This window comes from Rufibacter psychrotolerans (assembly GCF_016924645.1).
In the GTDB taxonomy this organism is placed as follows: domain Bacteria; phylum Bacteroidota; class Bacteroidia; order Cytophagales; family Hymenobacteraceae; genus Nibribacter; species Nibribacter psychrotolerans.
In genome coordinates this window covers 1-14,651 of sequence record NZ_JAFFJV010000019.1, presented here as the reverse complement: position 1 = coordinate 14,651, position 14,651 = coordinate 1, and the positions used below count along the sequence as shown (strand labels likewise).

Sequence of the window (14,651 nt, the reverse complement as noted above, 5' to 3'; positions counted from 1 at the left end):
AGCGAGATGATTAATAGGTAATGAACGGCTTGCCCACGGCAAAATTGATTTCCTCCAGGGTGCGTAGGCGGTTGGTGCTGAGTTCCAGCAATTGGGTGATGCTATCGGTGTAGGTTTCGTAGTAATCCAGAAACTCAATGAGGCTGATGTTGCGGCGCACAAAACTGGTGGTGACGCCTTCCAGCAAGCGGTCAAAGTCTTGCCGGAAATTGGGATCAAAAGAGGCGTAGAACTTCTGGGCTTCCTGCGCTTTCTGGTAGGCCTGCATCACTTCGTTCTCCACCACCAACTGCTGCTGAGACAAGAGTTGCTGACTGCGGTCTACCTCATGCCGGGCCATCTTGATGTTGCCCTGGTTGCGGTTCCAGAGCGGCAGCGGTACAGACACGTTCAGGCCCACATAATCCCGGATGAAATTGCTTTGGCGGTCATAGTTGGCTCCAACCGTAAGGTCCGGCACAGCTAAGGCTTTCTGTAGCTTCAGATTCGCTTGCTGTAACTGGACGTCGGTTTCCGCGGCTTTCAGGTCGTAGCGGTTTTCCTGGGCGGTTTCCAGCAGGTGGGCGTAAGAGAGTTGGTCTCCCTTGATGTTGGTGAGGGTTTGCTCGTTTACCACCGGCACCAGCGTTGTAGTGGCTGGGGTGCTAGTGAGCAGCCTTAACTCTGCTTGTTCTTCCTGGATCTCGTTGAGCAAACTCAACTGCTGGTTGCCCAACTGAAACAGCAAAGCTTTGAGCCGGGTGATCTCTTTTAGAGGGAAATTTCCCTTTTTGTATTGCCCGTCCAGGGCGGTGACGAGTTGCTGCACCGCTTTGGTTCTTTCCTGCAGCACGTTGTAGCCTTGCATTTTGTAGTGCAGTTCAATGAAACTGGTGCGCAGGGCAAAGCGCAGCGTGCGAAGCAGATCAAAGTAGGCCTGCTCGGTGAGTTGGGTATTCAGTTGCTCTACCTGCACCCGCTTATTCCGTTTTCCGGCCAGGTAGAAGAGCTGGTCCAGTTGCACGTAGGTCTGGCCTTGCTTGGTCACATCAAAATAGCGGCCGATGGTTGGGTTGTAGATGCCTTGGTCTACGCTCAGGACGGGGTTTTCAAACAACTTTGCCTGAATGATGGCAGCGCGGGAAGCCTCAATAGCCGTTTTCTGGGCCAGCAAGGGAAGGTTGCGTTCCTGAAAGAACTGCTCGGCTTCTGAAATGGTGAGCCGAAGCGAATCCGTTGGAGCGGTTACCGGAAGGGCAGTAGGGACGGAAGATTGCGCAAATAGTGGTTGGAAGAAAAAGGCCAGCAGAACCTGCAACAAGAGCAATTTGGGTGTAAACATGGGCACTCTGTTTTAAGAATGTCCAAAACTAGAGTGCCCGTATTAGAGGCTGATTAGAGCCAGATTAGAAAGTGATGAGAGAGGGAAGACGGGCTGTGTGACGCCCTAAAATATCAGCATTTCTTCAAAAGAAGCGGTGTTTTTCAGGAATTTTGAGGAAGGACGGCAAAAACCGGTAGTACTTCAGTACTACACTTCGGGAGCAGTCGCATTGGTAATCTAGATATGAAGTTTCCTTTCAGATAATGACCCAAAGCCACATATTTTACCAACTGATATCGGCCAATAAAATGGATGTTGTAGCAGTTCTAGAATGTAAAGCTTCCAAGCAGGAGTGGACATCAGCGGCCTTTCTTCGAAGCTAAGACCGGTAGAAGAAAAAGCTTAAACTTAAAATTTAAGTTGGAGCCAAGTTTTTGTGCTAAGCTGTTTTCCGGCTGATTTCTGAAAAGAAGGCGCAAAACGGCTTCCGGTTCCCTGGGAGTTTAAAACCACAGAATCCCGAAGCCGTTTTGGGCCTGAAAAGATTGGATTGTTAAGAAAATTGTAAAAATAGTATGCATGCAAACTATTTATTCATCATCTTCGTAATCTAAACCCATCATCTTGTTGTAGGCTTGCTGCAACTCTGAGAACGCGTGAAGCTGCCCCAGTTGGCGACTCACCTGCATGCCTTTCTGGTAAGCCTGCTTCGCAAGTTCCGGCTCCTCTAACTGCAGGTAGAGGCTGGCGGCGTGGTAGTACGTGCCTACATACTCTGGATGTTCGGTCAACAGTTTTTCATAGAACCAGCGGGCCTTTTCTGGGTCTGTGGGGCGGTATTCCGTGGCCAGGGCGTACAGCGTGAAGGGATCGTTGGGGTCCTCTTCATAGAAGGCCAGGAGTTGCGTCAATCTGCTGTTGGTCGTTTCCATTTGATGATTTATTCTTTTAAATTGCCCACAAAATTAACTTAAATCCGCTAACCCTAAGTTAAATGAAGATCTTAGTTTGCATTAGCAACGTTCCTGATACCACCACCAAAATAACCTTTACCCCAGACGGCAAAGCGTTTAATACGGCCGGGGTTCAGTTTGTGATCAACCCCTACGATGAGTATGCCTTAACCCGGGCCATAGAGCTGAAAGAAGCCTTGGGCGGAACCGTGACGGTATTGAACGTAGGCGAGGCTGACACCGAACCAAACATACGGAAAGCCTTGGCCATTGGGGCCGATGACGCCATACGAGTTAATTTGAAGCCCACCGATGCTTTTCTGGTGGCCCAGCAGATTGCCCACTACGCCAAAGAAGGCGCCTACGACCTAATCCTGATGGGTCGCGAGTCTATTGACTATAACGGTTTCCAGGTACACGGCATGGTAGGCGAGCTGTTAGGCATCCCCACCATCGCGCCAGCCATTAAACTGGACGTAAACGGCACCACCGCCACCGTGGAGCGCGAGATTGAAGGCGGCAAAGAGGTGATTGAGGCAGCATTGCCCCTGGTGGTAACCGCGCAGCAGCCCATGTCTGAGCCTCGCATCCCCAACATGCGCGGCATCATGACCGCCCGCACCAAGCCCCTGAAAGTGGTGGAGCCGGTAGGCCAGGACGCCAAGACCAGCGTGCAACACTATGAGTTGCCGCCCGCTAAGTCCGGGGTGAAGATGATCCCTGCCGAGAATGCCGGTGATCTGATTAAATTATTGCGTAACGAAGCTAAAGTTCTATAAGCATGTCAGTATTAGTAGTGATAGAATGCGCGAACGGCGAAGTGAAAAAGTCTTCTCTGGAAGCAGCTTCGTACGGGAGCAAAGTAGCGGCCGCGTTGGGTACCACGGCAACTGCCGTGGCCATTGGTGATGTGCAGGCCGATGCCCTCAGTGGCTTAGGTGCCCAGGGCGTAACCAAGGTTTTACTGGACAATGACAGCCGCCTGCACAATTTTGTGCCCGGCGCCTACGTGAAAGTGATCGCCAAAGCTGCCGAGCAGGAAAACTCCACCGTGATTGTGCTGTCTAACTCCAACATAGGGGCCGCCATTGGGTCGCGCCTGGCCGTACGGTTAGGAGCCAGCCTGGCCACCAACGTGGTAGCCCTGCCGCAGATCAACGGCTCCACCTTCACCGTGCGCCGCGGGGTGTTCTCCGGCAAAGCCTTCTCAGACGTTGAATTAACGTCAGACAAAAAAATAATTGCGGTGAAGAAAAACGCCCTGGAGGTGGAAACTACCGCCGGCGCCACCGCCACCGTGGAGAACTTCTCCGCCGATCTTTCAGACGCAGACTTTGCCACCGCACCTAAAGAAACGGTTAAACAATCCGGGGATATCTTGTTGACAGAGGCCGAGGTAGTCGTTTCTGGCGGCAGAGGCCTCAAAGGCCCCGAAAACTGGCACCTGATTGAAAACCTGGCCAGCGCCCTGGGGGCCGCCACCGCCTGCTCCAAGCCCGTGGCCGACGTGGGCTGGAGACCGCACCATGAGCACGTGGGCCAAACCGGTATCACTGTTAGCCCTAATTTGTATATTGCCGTCGGAATTTCTGGGGCTATACAACACTTGGCGGGGGTTAACTCTTCTAAAGTAATTGTCGTTATCAATAAAGACCCAGAGGCGCCCTTCTTCAAAGCCGCAGATTACGGGATTGTGGGAGATGCTACCGAGGTTGTACCAAAATTGATAGAAGCCGCAAAAGCTTTAGACAAATAGAAGAGAAACTGTGAAGAAAATTGAGCTAGAGATTCTTGGTTTGTCCTCAAGCCAGTCGCAATCTGGATCATTTGCCCTGGTGTTGGGCGAGAAGGAAGGGAGCCGCCGCCTGCCTATCATCATAGGCATGTTTGAGGCCCAGTCCATTGCCATCCAGATTGAGAAAATAAACCCCACCCGCCCACTTACCCATGACTTATTCAAGTCGTTTGCCCAGCAGATGGACGTGAGCGTACGGGAGATTATGATTTCAGATTTAAAGGAAGGGGTGTTCTTCTCCAAGATTGTCTGCACCGACGGCGAGAAGGAGTTTGAACTGGATGCCCGCCCCTCAGACGCCATCGCCATTGGCCTCAGGTTTGGGGTTCCCATTTACACCGTGGAGTCTGTCTTGTCTGAGGCCGGTATCATCCTTAGTGATATGGAGGAAGACGAAGACGAGGAAACCGACGAGATTCCCACCACTTCCTCGGCCAGCACCGGTACGCCGGCCGGTGGCAAGAGCAACATCTCTGATGTGTCGGTGGAGGAGTTGAACACCATGCTAAACGAGGCCCTGGAGAAAGAGGATTACGAGCGGGCCGCCAAAATCCGCGACGAGTTGAACAAACGGAATTAAGCTTTTCTAGCATAGACACAGAAAGTCTTGGGGCTGCCCCCAAGACTTTTTCTTTATCCCAGAATTTTGGATTAATTTTGTCCATATTTCACCTCTATGTCATCTGTCTTTCAGGGCCTCATCGGCTACTTTATCTTAATTGGGATTGCCATTCTTTTCTCTACCAACCGCAAGGCCATCAGCTGGAAACTAGTGGGGGTAGGGGTGCTGCTCCAGATCATCTTCGGGGTTCTGGTAACGGAAGTTGCCTTTGTAAAAGCCGGTTTTGAGACGGTCAGCGAAGGGTTTGTGAAGCTCCTGAGCTTTGCCGATGCCGGGGCCGAGTTCCTGTTCGGTGAGCTGGCCAAGCCCAACTCACCTGCCGGTACCGGGTACATCTTCGCCTTTAAAGTGCTTCCCACCATTATTTTCTTTTCTACCGTAACGGCCGGTTTGTACTACCTGGGCGTGCTGCAGAAAATTGTGTACGGCATTGCCTGGGTCATGTCAAAAGGCATGCGCCTCTCCGGGGCCGAGAGCCTTTCGGCGGCCGGGAACATCTTCCTGGGGCAGACTGAGGCGCCTTTGCTGGTGAGGCCGTTCATCCAGAACATGACCCGCTCAGAGCTCATGTGCCTCATGACGGGGGGCATGGCTACCCTGGCAGGCGGCGTGCTGGCGGCCTACGTGGCGTTCCTGGGCGGCGATGACCCGGCGCAGCAGGCCATCTTTGCGGCGCACCTGCTCACCGCCTCCATCATGAACGCCCCGGCAGGTATTGTGATGGCCAAGATCCTGGTACCCGAAACCGAGGACGACAAGATCAACACCAAACTGCAGGTAAACAAAGAATCACTGGGCGTGAACGTGATTGACGCCATGTCAACCGGCGCCGCCGATGGCCTGAAGCTGGCCCTGAACGTGGGCGGTATGCTGCTGGCCTTTATCGCGGTGATTGCCCTCCTGAACTCCATCTTGTTATGGGCCGGCGGCGTGTCTGGCCTCAACGAAGTGATTGTGAGCAACACGGGTGGCCGTTTCCAGGGCCTGAACTTCCAGTACATTCTGGGCCAGATTTTCAGGGTGTTTGCGTTTTTGATGGGAAGTCCCTGGCAGGATACCCTGCAGGTAGGTAGCCTTTTAGGCCAGAAAACCGCCGTGAATGAGTTTGTGGCCTACATGGACCTGGCCAACATGAAAAACCAGGGCACTCTGTCGCCCAAGTCGGTGATTCTGGCCACGTATGCGCTGTGTGGTTTCTCCAATTTCAGTTCCATTGCCATCCAGATTGGCGGTATTGGCGGCATGGCCCCATCGCAGCAAGGGAACCTCTCTAAACTAGGCCTCCGCGCCCTGCTGGGAGCTTCCATAGCCTGTATGATGACTGCCACCATCGCGGGTGTCCTGTTTGAGTTATAATCTTCAGGTACCTTCCAGTTCTCCCCGTTTCAGGGCCGTTTTTCAAAAAGCGACCCTGAAACGGGGAGAACTGTTTTATGGGGTTAGTACAGGTTTATTGTACGTTGAGGCAGAAGGGAGCAGGCGCATAGGTTCAATCTGAGAATTCTTCTACCTGTTATTATCAGGCTATACCGCTTCCTACTCGCAAAAACCGTTTTGGAGTGATTATGGAGAAAATGCCCTAGAACCGTTCATGCATGTGATTAGGCCATGATTTCAGTTGTTGTACTCCGCGTACCCATGTAGGTGATTTTTGCCTCTGTGCCCGTTGTTGTTGCTGTTGTTAGTATTTTTCCCGTTGTTGGTGTTATCACCAACAATCCATTACCGGCTCTTTCTTCAAGGCTAATCTCAAGTTGGACTGGTAAGAAGTTGTTGGTGATAACACCAACAACGGCACGAAAAGTCTTATTGAGGCAATGTAGCGTGTTAGGCCAAGATAGAATAGTTGGCAGCCTCAGAGCTTTACCCTACCAAACACAAGAACCGTTTTAGGGCCCTTTTCTGCAAAATCGCCCCGAAACGGTTATTACTTGCCAAGGAAGCAGTAGTTACTTCTGGTCCTCGCGGTTTTGTTCCTCTTCCAGCTGCTCCTCAATCTGCTCCACTTTCTTGGCGTCGCGCATGAGGCGGTTGGAGAAGATAAAGTCGTTGAGTTCTTTCACGTGCGTGTCCATGATCTCGGTGCTGTGGCCTTCCCAGAGTTTCTTGCCTTTGTAGAGAAACATGACGTTATCGCCGTATTCCAGCACCGAGTTCATGTCGTGGGTAACCACCAGGGTGGTGATGTTGTATTCCTGGGTAATTTCCTTGATCAGCTCGTCGATGGTGATGGCGGTGAGAGGGTCCAGGCCCGAGTTGGGCTCGTCGCAGAACAGGTAGGTACAGTGCGGGGCAATGGCGCGGGCAATGCCCACGCGTTTCTTCATCCCGCCGCTCAGCTCAGAGGGCATCTTCTTGCCGGCGTTCTCCAGGCCTACGCGCTTGAGACAGAACTCCACCCGCTCGCGACGCTCTTCCCGGCTCATGTCGGTGAGCATGCGCAGGGGAAATTCCACGTTCTCGCTCACATTCATGGAGTCAAACAGGGCGCTGCCCTGGAAGAGCATGCCAATCTTGCGCCTGATCTCCTGCTTGATGTCCAGTTTGTTATTGGCGAAGATGCGGCCATCATAGGTGATGCTGCCCAGGTCGGGCTTTACCAGCCCCACAATGCACTTGAGCAGGACGCTTTTGCCGGTGCCGCTGGCGCCCAGGAGCATGTTCATTTTGCCAGACTCAAACACGCCGCTGATGCCGTCCAGCACCTTGACCCCGTTAAAGCTTTTATGGATGTTATGGATTTCAATCATGGTGGTTGAAGCTAATGTCTACCGCAAGCAGGCTTACAGCAAAATCTCGGCGCATACGTAGTCCGCAATCAGGATGGCAATCACGCTGTTGGTAACGGCCTTGGTACTGGCCCGCCCCACCTCTAAGGCACCGCCCGAGGTAAAGTACCCCTGGTAAGAGGAAATGGACGCCACCAGAAAGGCAAAAACCACCGACTTGATGAGCGCGAACGTGATGTTGTACGGGATAAACGACGAGCGCAAGCCCGTGATGTATTCCTGCCCCGAGAGCGCCCCCGACAAACTGCCCGCCAGGTATCCGCCCAGGATGGAAAGGAACATGGCAATGATCACCAGCATGGGAAACACCAGCAGGGCCGCCAGGATTTTGGGCATGACCAGGTAAGAGGAAGGGTTAATGCCCATTACCTCCAGGGCGTCTACCTGCTCGGTGATGCGCATGGTGCCCAGCCCCCCGGCAATGTTAGAGCCCACCTTGCCCGCCAGCACAATAGAGGTAATGGTGGGGGCCAGTTCCAGAATGGTCATCTCGCGCACCATAAAGCCAATGGTAGACTTTGGGATGAGCGCGTTGGTGAGGTTATAGGAAATCTGCACGCAGGTTACCGCCCCAATAAAGCTGGACACCACCGCCACAATAAAGATAGAGTCAATGCCTATTAAGATGGCTTCGTCAATGGTTCTTTGAAACAGGATTCTGGGAGACTCACCTCTTTTAACAAGGCTAGACAAAAAGAGTAAAAATGCACCAAAGGTTTTCATGCAGAAGGTAAAAGAAGGTCATTGCCGAAAGGCTGTCCCCGGCAGGGTGGGCCAATCTTAGTTTCAAATGCCTATATTACGTTGAAAAAAGAAAAAACATCATTTCCATGCAAAAATATATAGTGGTGACAGGCGGCACCAAAGGCATTGGCCGGGCTATTATTGACCGGTTTGCCGCCGAAGGATTCCACATTATTACCTGTGCCCGCCATGAGCAAGACCTGCAGAAATTAAAGCTGGACATTGAGCAGCAGTATACCTTTTCCAAGGTGTTTTACCTGCCCGCCGACGTGAGCCACGAAGGCGAGGTAAAGCGGTTCCTGGAGTACATCAAAACCCTCAACGTGAAGGTAGACGTGCTGGTCAACAACGCCGGTTTCTTCATCCCCGGCATGATCCACCAGGAGAGCGAGACCGTGCTGCGCGAGATGATCAACACCAACCTGTACAGCGCCTATGACCTCACCAAGGGCCTGGTGGGCGACATGATCAAACGCCGCGAGGGCCACATTTTCACCATCTGCTCCACGGCCAGCATCACGGCCTACACCAACGGCGGCTCGTACTGCATTGCCAAGCACGCCCTCTACGGCATGACCCGCGTGCTACGCGAGGAGCTCAAGGAGCACAACATCCGCGTGACGGCCGTGCTGCCCGGGGCCACCTACACCGCCAGTTGGGAAGGCGTGGACCTGCCCAAAGAGCGCTTCATGAAACCCGAAGACGTAGCCCACGCCATCTGGGGCGCACACTGTGTGTCAAAACAAACCGTTATAGAGGAACTGCTGCTCAGGCCCCAGCTAGGTGATATTTAGGAGTATTAGTACGTTACTTGCTCTCCTAAGAGCTTCAAAATACGATTGATCGGGGCTTCTATTTTTTAGTTCTGGCGCAGCCGGTGAATAAAGAAATTCTCTGTTTTGGTGCTGTTTCCTTAAAAGTAGCCCTAAAACATTTAAGCTGATTTTAGTAGCAGCGGTGCCCCTGGTAAAAGGCTCTTTTTTCAGCAACCGATTTCCCTTTGGTTGCCTTCATTTGGGGTGAATTTCAGGGATTATGAAAAGAAACTATTTTAGAGAAATCGGGCTGAAAATAGACTTGATGCAGGTGTGGGAATGAAGCTTTCCGGAGTCTGCATGATGCGTACTTAAAATTAACCGAATACCCGCCGTTGCGGTATAAAGACCTTTGTGTGATATTGTTAAAAGGAGGGGCATTGGTTGTGGGTAAAACAAAGCAGCTTTGCCCTGAACTTACCCCGCTGGCTTTATCATAATCGGGGGCTTTTGATTAAATTTGAGCAAATTCTATACTATGGAACTAGAAGGAAAAGTAGTAGTGATCACGGGGGGCAGCAGCGGCATTGGATTGGCCACCGCCCGCATGTTGTTAGAGAAAGGCGCTACCGTGGTAAGCTGGAGTCGCTCTCGCCCTAAAATTTCCCACCCAGATTTTTACTTCTTTGAATGCGACGTTCGGCATGAGCACTCCGTGTGGGCCGCCTATGAGCAGACCGAGGAGCGGTTGCGCCAGAATATCTCGGTGCTCATCAACAACGCCGGCCTGGGCATCCAGGGCGCTCTGGACACCATGAGCCCCAAAGACTGGCTCACCATGATGGACACCAACGTGAACGGCATCTTTTACTGTACCCGGCTGGTGCTGCCCGGCATGAAACGCATGCGCGAAGGCCACATCATCAACGTTTCCTCCATTGCCGGCATCATGGGCAGCGAAAACCTCACGGGGTACTGCGCCTCAAAATTCGCGGTGCGGGGCTTGTCTGAGGCGCTGTACAAAGAGGTGAGGGACTACGGGGTGAAGGTTACCTGCCTCTACCCGGGCTCCACCGATACCGGCTTCTTTGACAACTTTGAGGGCGTTACCTCGCGGGAGAACATGATGCAGCCCCAGGACATTGCCGCTACCATAGTGCACGCCCTGCAGTCACCGCCCAATTTCCACCACGTCAACATTGAGGTTCGCCCCTTGATGCCCAAAGGACCCAAGTCCCCTAAAAAAGCTTAAACTCCCCGCATGGGAATAGTAATAAAAGACCTTACCAAACTGTACGGCCCGCAGGCCGCCGTTGACCACGTTTCGTTCACGGTGGGTACCGGCGAAATTGTAGGCTTCCTGGGGCCCAACGGGGCCGGCAAGTCCACCACCATGAAAATTGCCACCTGCTACCTGCCGCCCAGCAGCGGCACCGTGCTGGTGAACGGGCACGATGTGCTGGAGGAACCCCGGGAAGTCCGCCGCCAGGTGGGCTACCTGCCCGAGCACAATCCGCTTTACCTGGACATGTACGTGCGCGAGTACCTGCATTTTGTGGGCAAACTGCACGGCCTGAGCGGCAGCCAGGTCAGCGCCAGAACCGAGGAGATGATTGCCCTCTGCGGCCTTACCCGCGAAAAGCACAAAAAGATTGGCGCCCTTTCCAAGGGCTACCGGCAGCGGGTGGGCTTGGCCCAGGCGCTCATCCATGACCCGCAGGTACTCATCCTGGACGAGCCCACCACGGGGCTGGACCCCAACCAAATTGTGGAGATCAGGCAGCTGATCAAAGAGGTGGGCCAGCAGAAAACAGTGCTTTTCTCCACGCACATCATGCAGGAGGTAAGCGCCCTCTGCGACCGGGTGCTCATCATCAACCAGGGCAAACTGGTAGCCGATAGTCCCGTGACTGAGCTTAAAACCATGGGCCGTCAGGAAACCCGCATCCTGGCCGAGTTTGAGGCCGAGGTAGACCCTGAGCCACTGCTGGCCTTGCCGGGCGTGGAGCGGGTGGAGCCCGCCGGGCCGCTCAGGTACCGGGTCATCGCCGCCTCCAAGGCAGATCTGCGCTCGGCCATATTCCGGTTGGCAGGGGAGAGGGGCTGGCCCTTGGTGGGGCTTCAGCAGGAGGAAAACTCCCTGGAGAAACTGTTTCAGGACCTCACCAAAACACCCCGGTAACCCTTCTGTTTAGGGCTTCTTTTTCCGGAAATAGCCCTTAAACAGGATGAGTCGCCGCAGCTGATATTGCCAGCAACCGGCGCAGGAGCCAGGTGGTACTTTTGCGCTACCTTACGCACGGCGGCTGGCGCCCCGCGGGGGAGGCGACCGCTAAAATCAGCTCCCGTTGAACCATCCGCTTCGGGGCTGTTTTCCAGAAAACAAGCCTTAAACAGGAATCAATCACCAAACAAAAATTGTGATACTGGTGTCCTGGTACTTTCCAGCCCTTGTTGGTGTTCTCACCTACATGCAGCTACCGGCTCCATTAGGTAATACCCAGGATAATGCTTGGGGCAAACTGGCTAAAGGCGAAGGGTGGGCCGGTATTAAAAATTAAAACACCTTTGTGCTTGTCGGTGAGAACATCAACAAGGGCTGGGGATAAAACATAATAAAATATAACCTAAAAAAGCGTGATACGGGTATCTTGATCCTTGTGTCCAATTTATATGTTCGCAATCCTTTCCAAAGAATTCAATTCCTACCTCAACTCGCTCATTGGCTACATTGTCATTGGCGTGTTTTTGGTGGCCACGGGCCTGTTCATGTGGGTTTTCCCAGACAGCAGCGTGCTGGACTACGGCTACGCAGATCTGCAGAGCGTGTTTGCGCTGGCCCCCTGGCTGTTCCTGTTCCTGATTCCGGCCATTACCATGCGCACGTTCGCCGAGGAGCGCAAGGGCGGCACCATGGAGCTCCTGCTCACCAAACCGCTTTCAGACACCCAATTGCTCCTGGGTAAGTACTTTGCCTGTCTGCTGCTGGCCTTGTTCGCGCTGGTGCCTTCGCTGCTGTACTACGTAAGCGTGTACCAGCTGGGCGACCCGGTGGGCAACATTGACTCGGCGGCGGTGGCGGGCTCTTACCTGGGCATGGCGTTTCTGGCGGCGGTATTCGTGGCCATGGGCATCTTTGCTTCGTCCTTAACCGAGAACCAGATTGTGGCCTTCATTTTGGCGGTGTTTCTGTGCTACCTGGTGTATACCGGCTTTGACCTGCTGGCCTCCGTTGACGCCTGGGGCACCGCCTCGTACTACATCGCGCAGCTGGGCATCTCTTACCATTACAGCTCCATCAGCAAGGGCCTCATAGACTCCCGCGATGTGCTGTATTTCCTGAGCGTGATCACCCTTATGTTGTTGGCCACTAAACTTGTATTGGAGAGCAGAAAATGGTAGAGCAAACCCCCCAACCCTCGCCAGCCCCGGTGGTGGAAAGCCGCCGCCGGCAAGACTGGACCTTCTTTCTGGTGGCCGTGGGCCTGCTCCTGCTCCTGAACTTTGTGGCCAGCCGCTACTTCTTCCGCATAGACCTCACCGAGGACAAGCGATACACCATCTCAGACCAGACCAAGGCGCTGCTGGGCAACCTCAGGGAGCCGGTGCAGGTGACCGTGTACCTGGAAGGCGAGTTCCCGGCTGGCTTCCGCCGCCTGCAGAACAGCATCCGCGAAACTCTGGAAGAGTTCCGCCTGTACTCAGACGGCCGGGTGCAGTACCAGTTCGTGGACCCCAATGCCAACACCAATGAGCAGGCGCGCAACCAGTTTTACACCCAATTGGCCCAGAAAGGGCTGCAACCCACCAATCTGTTCGCGCAGGAAGGCGACAAGAAGGTAGAGAAGATCGTGTTCCCCGGAGCCCTCATCTCTGCTGGCACCAAGGAAACCGCGGCCACCTTGCTCAAGGGAAGCCAGGCCGCTGCCCCCGAGGAACGCCTGAACCAGTCCATTGAGGGCCTGGAATATGAACTGGCCTCGGCCATCCGGAAGGTAGCCTCGGCCAGCGCCGGCCGTATTGGCGTGGTGCAGGGTCATGGCGAACTGTGGCTGCCGCAGGCCGCCGATTTCCTGGGCACACTTTCTGAGTACTACACCGTGAACCGCGTGGAGCTGGCGCAGGTGCCGGACCTGAACAACTTCAACCTGGTGGTGCTCATGAAACCCACCCAGCCTTTCTCTGAGCTGGACAAGTACAAGATGGATCAGTTCCTGATGCGGGGCGGCAAGCTGCTGTTCCTGTTGGACGGCGTGCGCGCCTCCCTGGACAGCATCAGTGAGCAGGGCGCCCTGGCGTTTCCGTACGACCTGAACCTGCAGGACATGCTGTTCCGGTACGGCGTGCGCGTGAACCCAGACCTGGTGCAGGACCTGAACTCCAGCTTTATCCCTATGGTGACGGGGTACATGGGCAATCAGCCGCAGACGCAGTTGGTGCCCTGGCGCTACTACCCGCTCATCACCAATTTCAGCAACTTGCCGCTCACCCGTAACCTGGATGCCGTGCAGACCAAGTTTGTGAGTTCCCTGGACACGGTGAAGGCCGTGGGCATCAAAAAATCGCCGCTGCTCTGGACCTCACAGTACTCCCGCAAGCGCGAGTCGCCGGTTTCTATTTCGCTGAACGACCCGCGCGTAGACCGTGACCCGCGCTTGTTCAAGGAGAACGCCATTCCCGTGGGCTATCTGCTGGAGGGCAAGTTCCAGTCGGTGTTCCGGAACCGGCCGGTACCCGAAGGGGCCACCATTCCGTTCCAGGCCCAGGGCAAGGCTTCGCAGGTGGTGGTCTTCTCAGACGGCGACCTGGCCGCCAACGACGTGGACCCGCGCTCGGGCAGACCCCTGGAACTGGGCTTTGACCGCTATACCCGAGCCCGCTTCGCCAACAAAGAACTGCTCAAAAACGTGGCCGATTACCTCTTGGACGAGAAAGGCCTGATTGAGCTGCGCGGAAAGGAGATTAAGCTGCGGCCCTTAGACAAAGCCAAACTGCGCGAGGAGCGCACCAAGTGGCAGGCCATCAACCTGGGGCTTCCGTTGGTGCTGTTGCTTTCCTTTGGGGTGGTGAAGTTCTGGCTGCGCAAGCGCAAGTATGCCCGCTAGTCTCCAAATCAAAGAGATTGCTGCATCACAGACCTGGCCATTGCGGCACCAGGTCATGTGGCCGGATAAGCCGGTCACTTTTGTGCAGCTGCCCGAAGATGCGGAGGGCGTACACTTCGGGGCTTTTTTGGGTCAGGAATTGGTTGCAGTAGTTTCCTTGTTTAGGCAGGGCGAACAGGAGGCGCAGTTCCGGAAATTCGCCACATTGCAGCGGTACCAGGGGCAGGGGATAGGCCGCCAGCTTTTAGGGCATGTTTTTGCGCACGCTTCTTCCCGGCAATTGACACTGGTATGGTGCCACGCCCGGTCTTCGGCCGCCGCGTTCTACCAGAAGCTGGGGATGCAGGTGGCAGGAGCGCCTTTTGTGAAGAATGGAGGGGAATATGTGAGAATGGAGAGATGGCTCACCCGGGCGTAAAGCTTTATATGCTGGTGAGGATTTCACCTGAGGGAATAATCAGGGGCAATTTCTCTGCAACTGCTGTTATAGAAGAACAAACAGCTCACATAGGAGCAACCACATAAACCCAAGAGGTCCGCTTTAGGGCTGATTTCCAGAAATCAGCCCTAAAGCGGACCTCTTGG

General features: G+C 54.3%; 14 protein-coding genes. 10 read left to right on the top strand and 4 right to left on the bottom strand.

The genetic code is table 11. From position 1 onward, the window contains the following. Positions 1-10: 10 nt before the first annotated feature. Positions 11-1,321 (bottom strand): TolC family protein, encoded by a 1,311-nt coding sequence (locus tag JT718_RS16745; RefSeq protein ID WP_205503940.1) that lies wholly within the window; start codon positions 1,319-1,321, stop codon positions 11-13. Positions 1,322-1,893: 572 nt separating this feature from the next. Continuing rightward, positions 1,894-2,235: a tetratricopeptide repeat protein gene (locus JT718_RS16740; RefSeq protein WP_205503939.1), complete on the bottom strand. Its 342-nt coding sequence runs from the start codon at positions 2,233-2,235 to the stop codon at positions 1,894-1,896. 62 nt (positions 2,236-2,297) lie between these two features. On the opposite strand from JT718_RS16740, the gene JT718_RS16735 reads away from it, so the two are divergent. From JT718_RS16735 to JT718_RS16720, 4 genes are all read left to right on the top strand, one after another. Next, positions 2,298-3,035: an electron transfer flavoprotein subunit beta/FixA family protein gene (locus JT718_RS16735; RefSeq protein ID WP_205503938.1), complete on the top strand. Its 738-nt coding sequence runs from the start codon at positions 2,298-2,300 to the stop codon at positions 3,033-3,035. 2 nt (positions 3,036-3,037) lie between these two features. Then, complete coding sequence (locus JT718_RS16730) at positions 3,038-4,012, top strand: electron transfer flavoprotein subunit alpha/FixB family protein (protein ID WP_205503937.1); 975 nt, start codon at positions 3,038-3,040, stop codon at positions 4,010-4,012. 10 nt (positions 4,013-4,022) lie between these two features. Further along, on the top strand, positions 4,023-4,631 hold the full coding sequence (locus JT718_RS16725; protein ID WP_205503936.1) for a bifunctional nuclease family protein: 609 nt from the start codon (positions 4,023-4,025) through the stop codon (positions 4,629-4,631). Between the two features lie 96 nt (positions 4,632-4,727). Beyond that, complete coding sequence (locus JT718_RS16720; protein WP_205503935.1) at positions 4,728-6,029, top strand: NupC/NupG family nucleoside CNT transporter; 1,302 nt, start codon at positions 4,728-4,730, stop codon at positions 6,027-6,029. A 593-nt stretch (positions 6,030-6,622) separates the two neighbouring features. Here the strand turns inward: JT718_RS16720 and JT718_RS16715 are convergent. Then, complete coding sequence (locus tag JT718_RS16715; RefSeq protein WP_205503934.1) at positions 6,623-7,423, bottom strand: ABC transporter ATP-binding protein; 801 nt, start codon at positions 7,421-7,423, stop codon at positions 6,623-6,625. A 33-nt stretch (positions 7,424-7,456) separates the two neighbouring features. Then, positions 7,457-8,185 (bottom strand): MlaE family ABC transporter permease, encoded by a 729-nt coding sequence (locus tag JT718_RS16710; RefSeq protein ID WP_205503933.1) that lies wholly within the window; start codon positions 8,183-8,185, stop codon positions 7,457-7,459. Between the two features lie 107 nt (positions 8,186-8,292). On the opposite strand from JT718_RS16710, the gene JT718_RS16705 reads away from it, so the two are divergent. The 6 genes from JT718_RS16705 (at position 8,293) to JT718_RS16680 (ending at position 14,484) form a co-directional block, all read left to right on the top strand. Beyond that, positions 8,293-9,000, top strand: a complete 708-nt coding sequence (locus tag JT718_RS16705; protein ID WP_205503932.1) for an SDR family NAD(P)-dependent oxidoreductase — start codon at positions 8,293-8,295, stop codon at positions 8,998-9,000. 499 nt (positions 9,001-9,499) lie between these two features. Then, positions 9,500-10,213: an SDR family oxidoreductase gene (locus JT718_RS16700; protein ID WP_205503931.1), complete on the top strand. Its 714-nt coding sequence runs from the start codon at positions 9,500-9,502 to the stop codon at positions 10,211-10,213. Between the two features lie 9 nt (positions 10,214-10,222). After that, a complete protein-coding gene (gene gldA, locus JT718_RS16695; protein WP_205503930.1) occupies positions 10,223-11,143 on the top strand; it encodes a gliding motility-associated ABC transporter ATP-binding subunit GldA in 921 nt (306 codons plus the stop codon). A gap of 491 nt (positions 11,144-11,634) precedes the next feature. Further along, a complete protein-coding gene (gldF, locus tag JT718_RS16690; RefSeq protein ID WP_205503929.1) occupies positions 11,635-12,363 on the top strand; it encodes a gliding motility-associated ABC transporter permease subunit GldF in 729 nt (242 codons plus the stop codon). Continuing rightward, entirely contained in the window at positions 12,357-14,066 is a 1,710-nt protein-coding gene (gene gldG, locus JT718_RS16685; protein ID WP_205503928.1) for a gliding motility-associated ABC transporter substrate-binding protein GldG, read from the top strand. Before gldF ends, gldG begins: the two co-directional genes overlap by 7 nt. Next, positions 14,056-14,484 (top strand): GNAT family N-acetyltransferase, encoded by a 429-nt coding sequence (locus tag JT718_RS16680; protein ID WP_205503927.1) that lies wholly within the window; start codon positions 14,056-14,058, stop codon positions 14,482-14,484. Before gldG ends, JT718_RS16680 begins: the two co-directional genes overlap by 11 nt. The last annotated feature ends 167 nt before the right edge of the window (positions 14,485-14,651 follow it).

What these genes read in the sequence shown, in the direction of transcription:
- JT718_RS16745 (WP_205503940.1), bottom strand. Translation starts at nt 1,321, where the DNA reads ATGTTTACACCCAAATTGCTCTTGTTGCAGGTTCTGCTGGCCTTTTTC.
- JT718_RS16740 (WP_205503939.1), bottom strand. Translation starts at nt 2,235, where the DNA reads ATGGAAACGACCAACAGCAGATTGACGCAACTCCTGGCCTTCTATGAA.
- JT718_RS16735 (WP_205503938.1), top strand. Translation starts at nt 2,298, where the DNA reads ATGAAGATCTTAGTTTGCATTAGCAACGTTCCTGATACCACCACCAAA.
- JT718_RS16730 (WP_205503937.1), top strand. Translation starts at nt 3,038, where the DNA reads ATGTCAGTATTAGTAGTGATAGAATGCGCGAACGGCGAAGTGAAAAAG.
- JT718_RS16720 (WP_205503935.1), top strand. Translation starts at nt 4,728, where the DNA reads ATGTCATCTGTCTTTCAGGGCCTCATCGGCTACTTTATCTTAATTGGG.
- JT718_RS16715 (WP_205503934.1), bottom strand. Translation starts at nt 7,423, where the DNA reads ATGATTGAAATCCATAACATCCATAAAAGCTTTAACGGGGTCAAGGTG.
- JT718_RS16710 (WP_205503933.1), bottom strand. Translation starts at nt 8,185, where the DNA reads ATGAAAACCTTTGGTGCATTTTTACTCTTTTTGTCTAGCCTTGTTAAA.
- JT718_RS16705 (WP_205503932.1), top strand. Translation starts at nt 8,293, where the DNA reads ATGCAAAAATATATAGTGGTGACAGGCGGCACCAAAGGCATTGGCCGG.
- JT718_RS16700 (WP_205503931.1), top strand. Translation starts at nt 9,500, where the DNA reads ATGGAACTAGAAGGAAAAGTAGTAGTGATCACGGGGGGCAGCAGCGGC.
- gldA (WP_205503930.1), top strand. Translation starts at nt 10,223, where the DNA reads ATGGGAATAGTAATAAAAGACCTTACCAAACTGTACGGCCCGCAGGCC.
- gldF (WP_205503929.1), top strand. Translation starts at nt 11,635, where the DNA reads ATGTTCGCAATCCTTTCCAAAGAATTCAATTCCTACCTCAACTCGCTC.
- gldG (WP_205503928.1), top strand. Translation starts at nt 12,357, where the DNA reads ATGGTAGAGCAAACCCCCCAACCCTCGCCAGCCCCGGTGGTGGAAAGC.
- JT718_RS16680 (WP_205503927.1), top strand. Translation starts at nt 14,056, where the DNA reads ATGCCCGCTAGTCTCCAAATCAAAGAGATTGCTGCATCACAGACCTGG.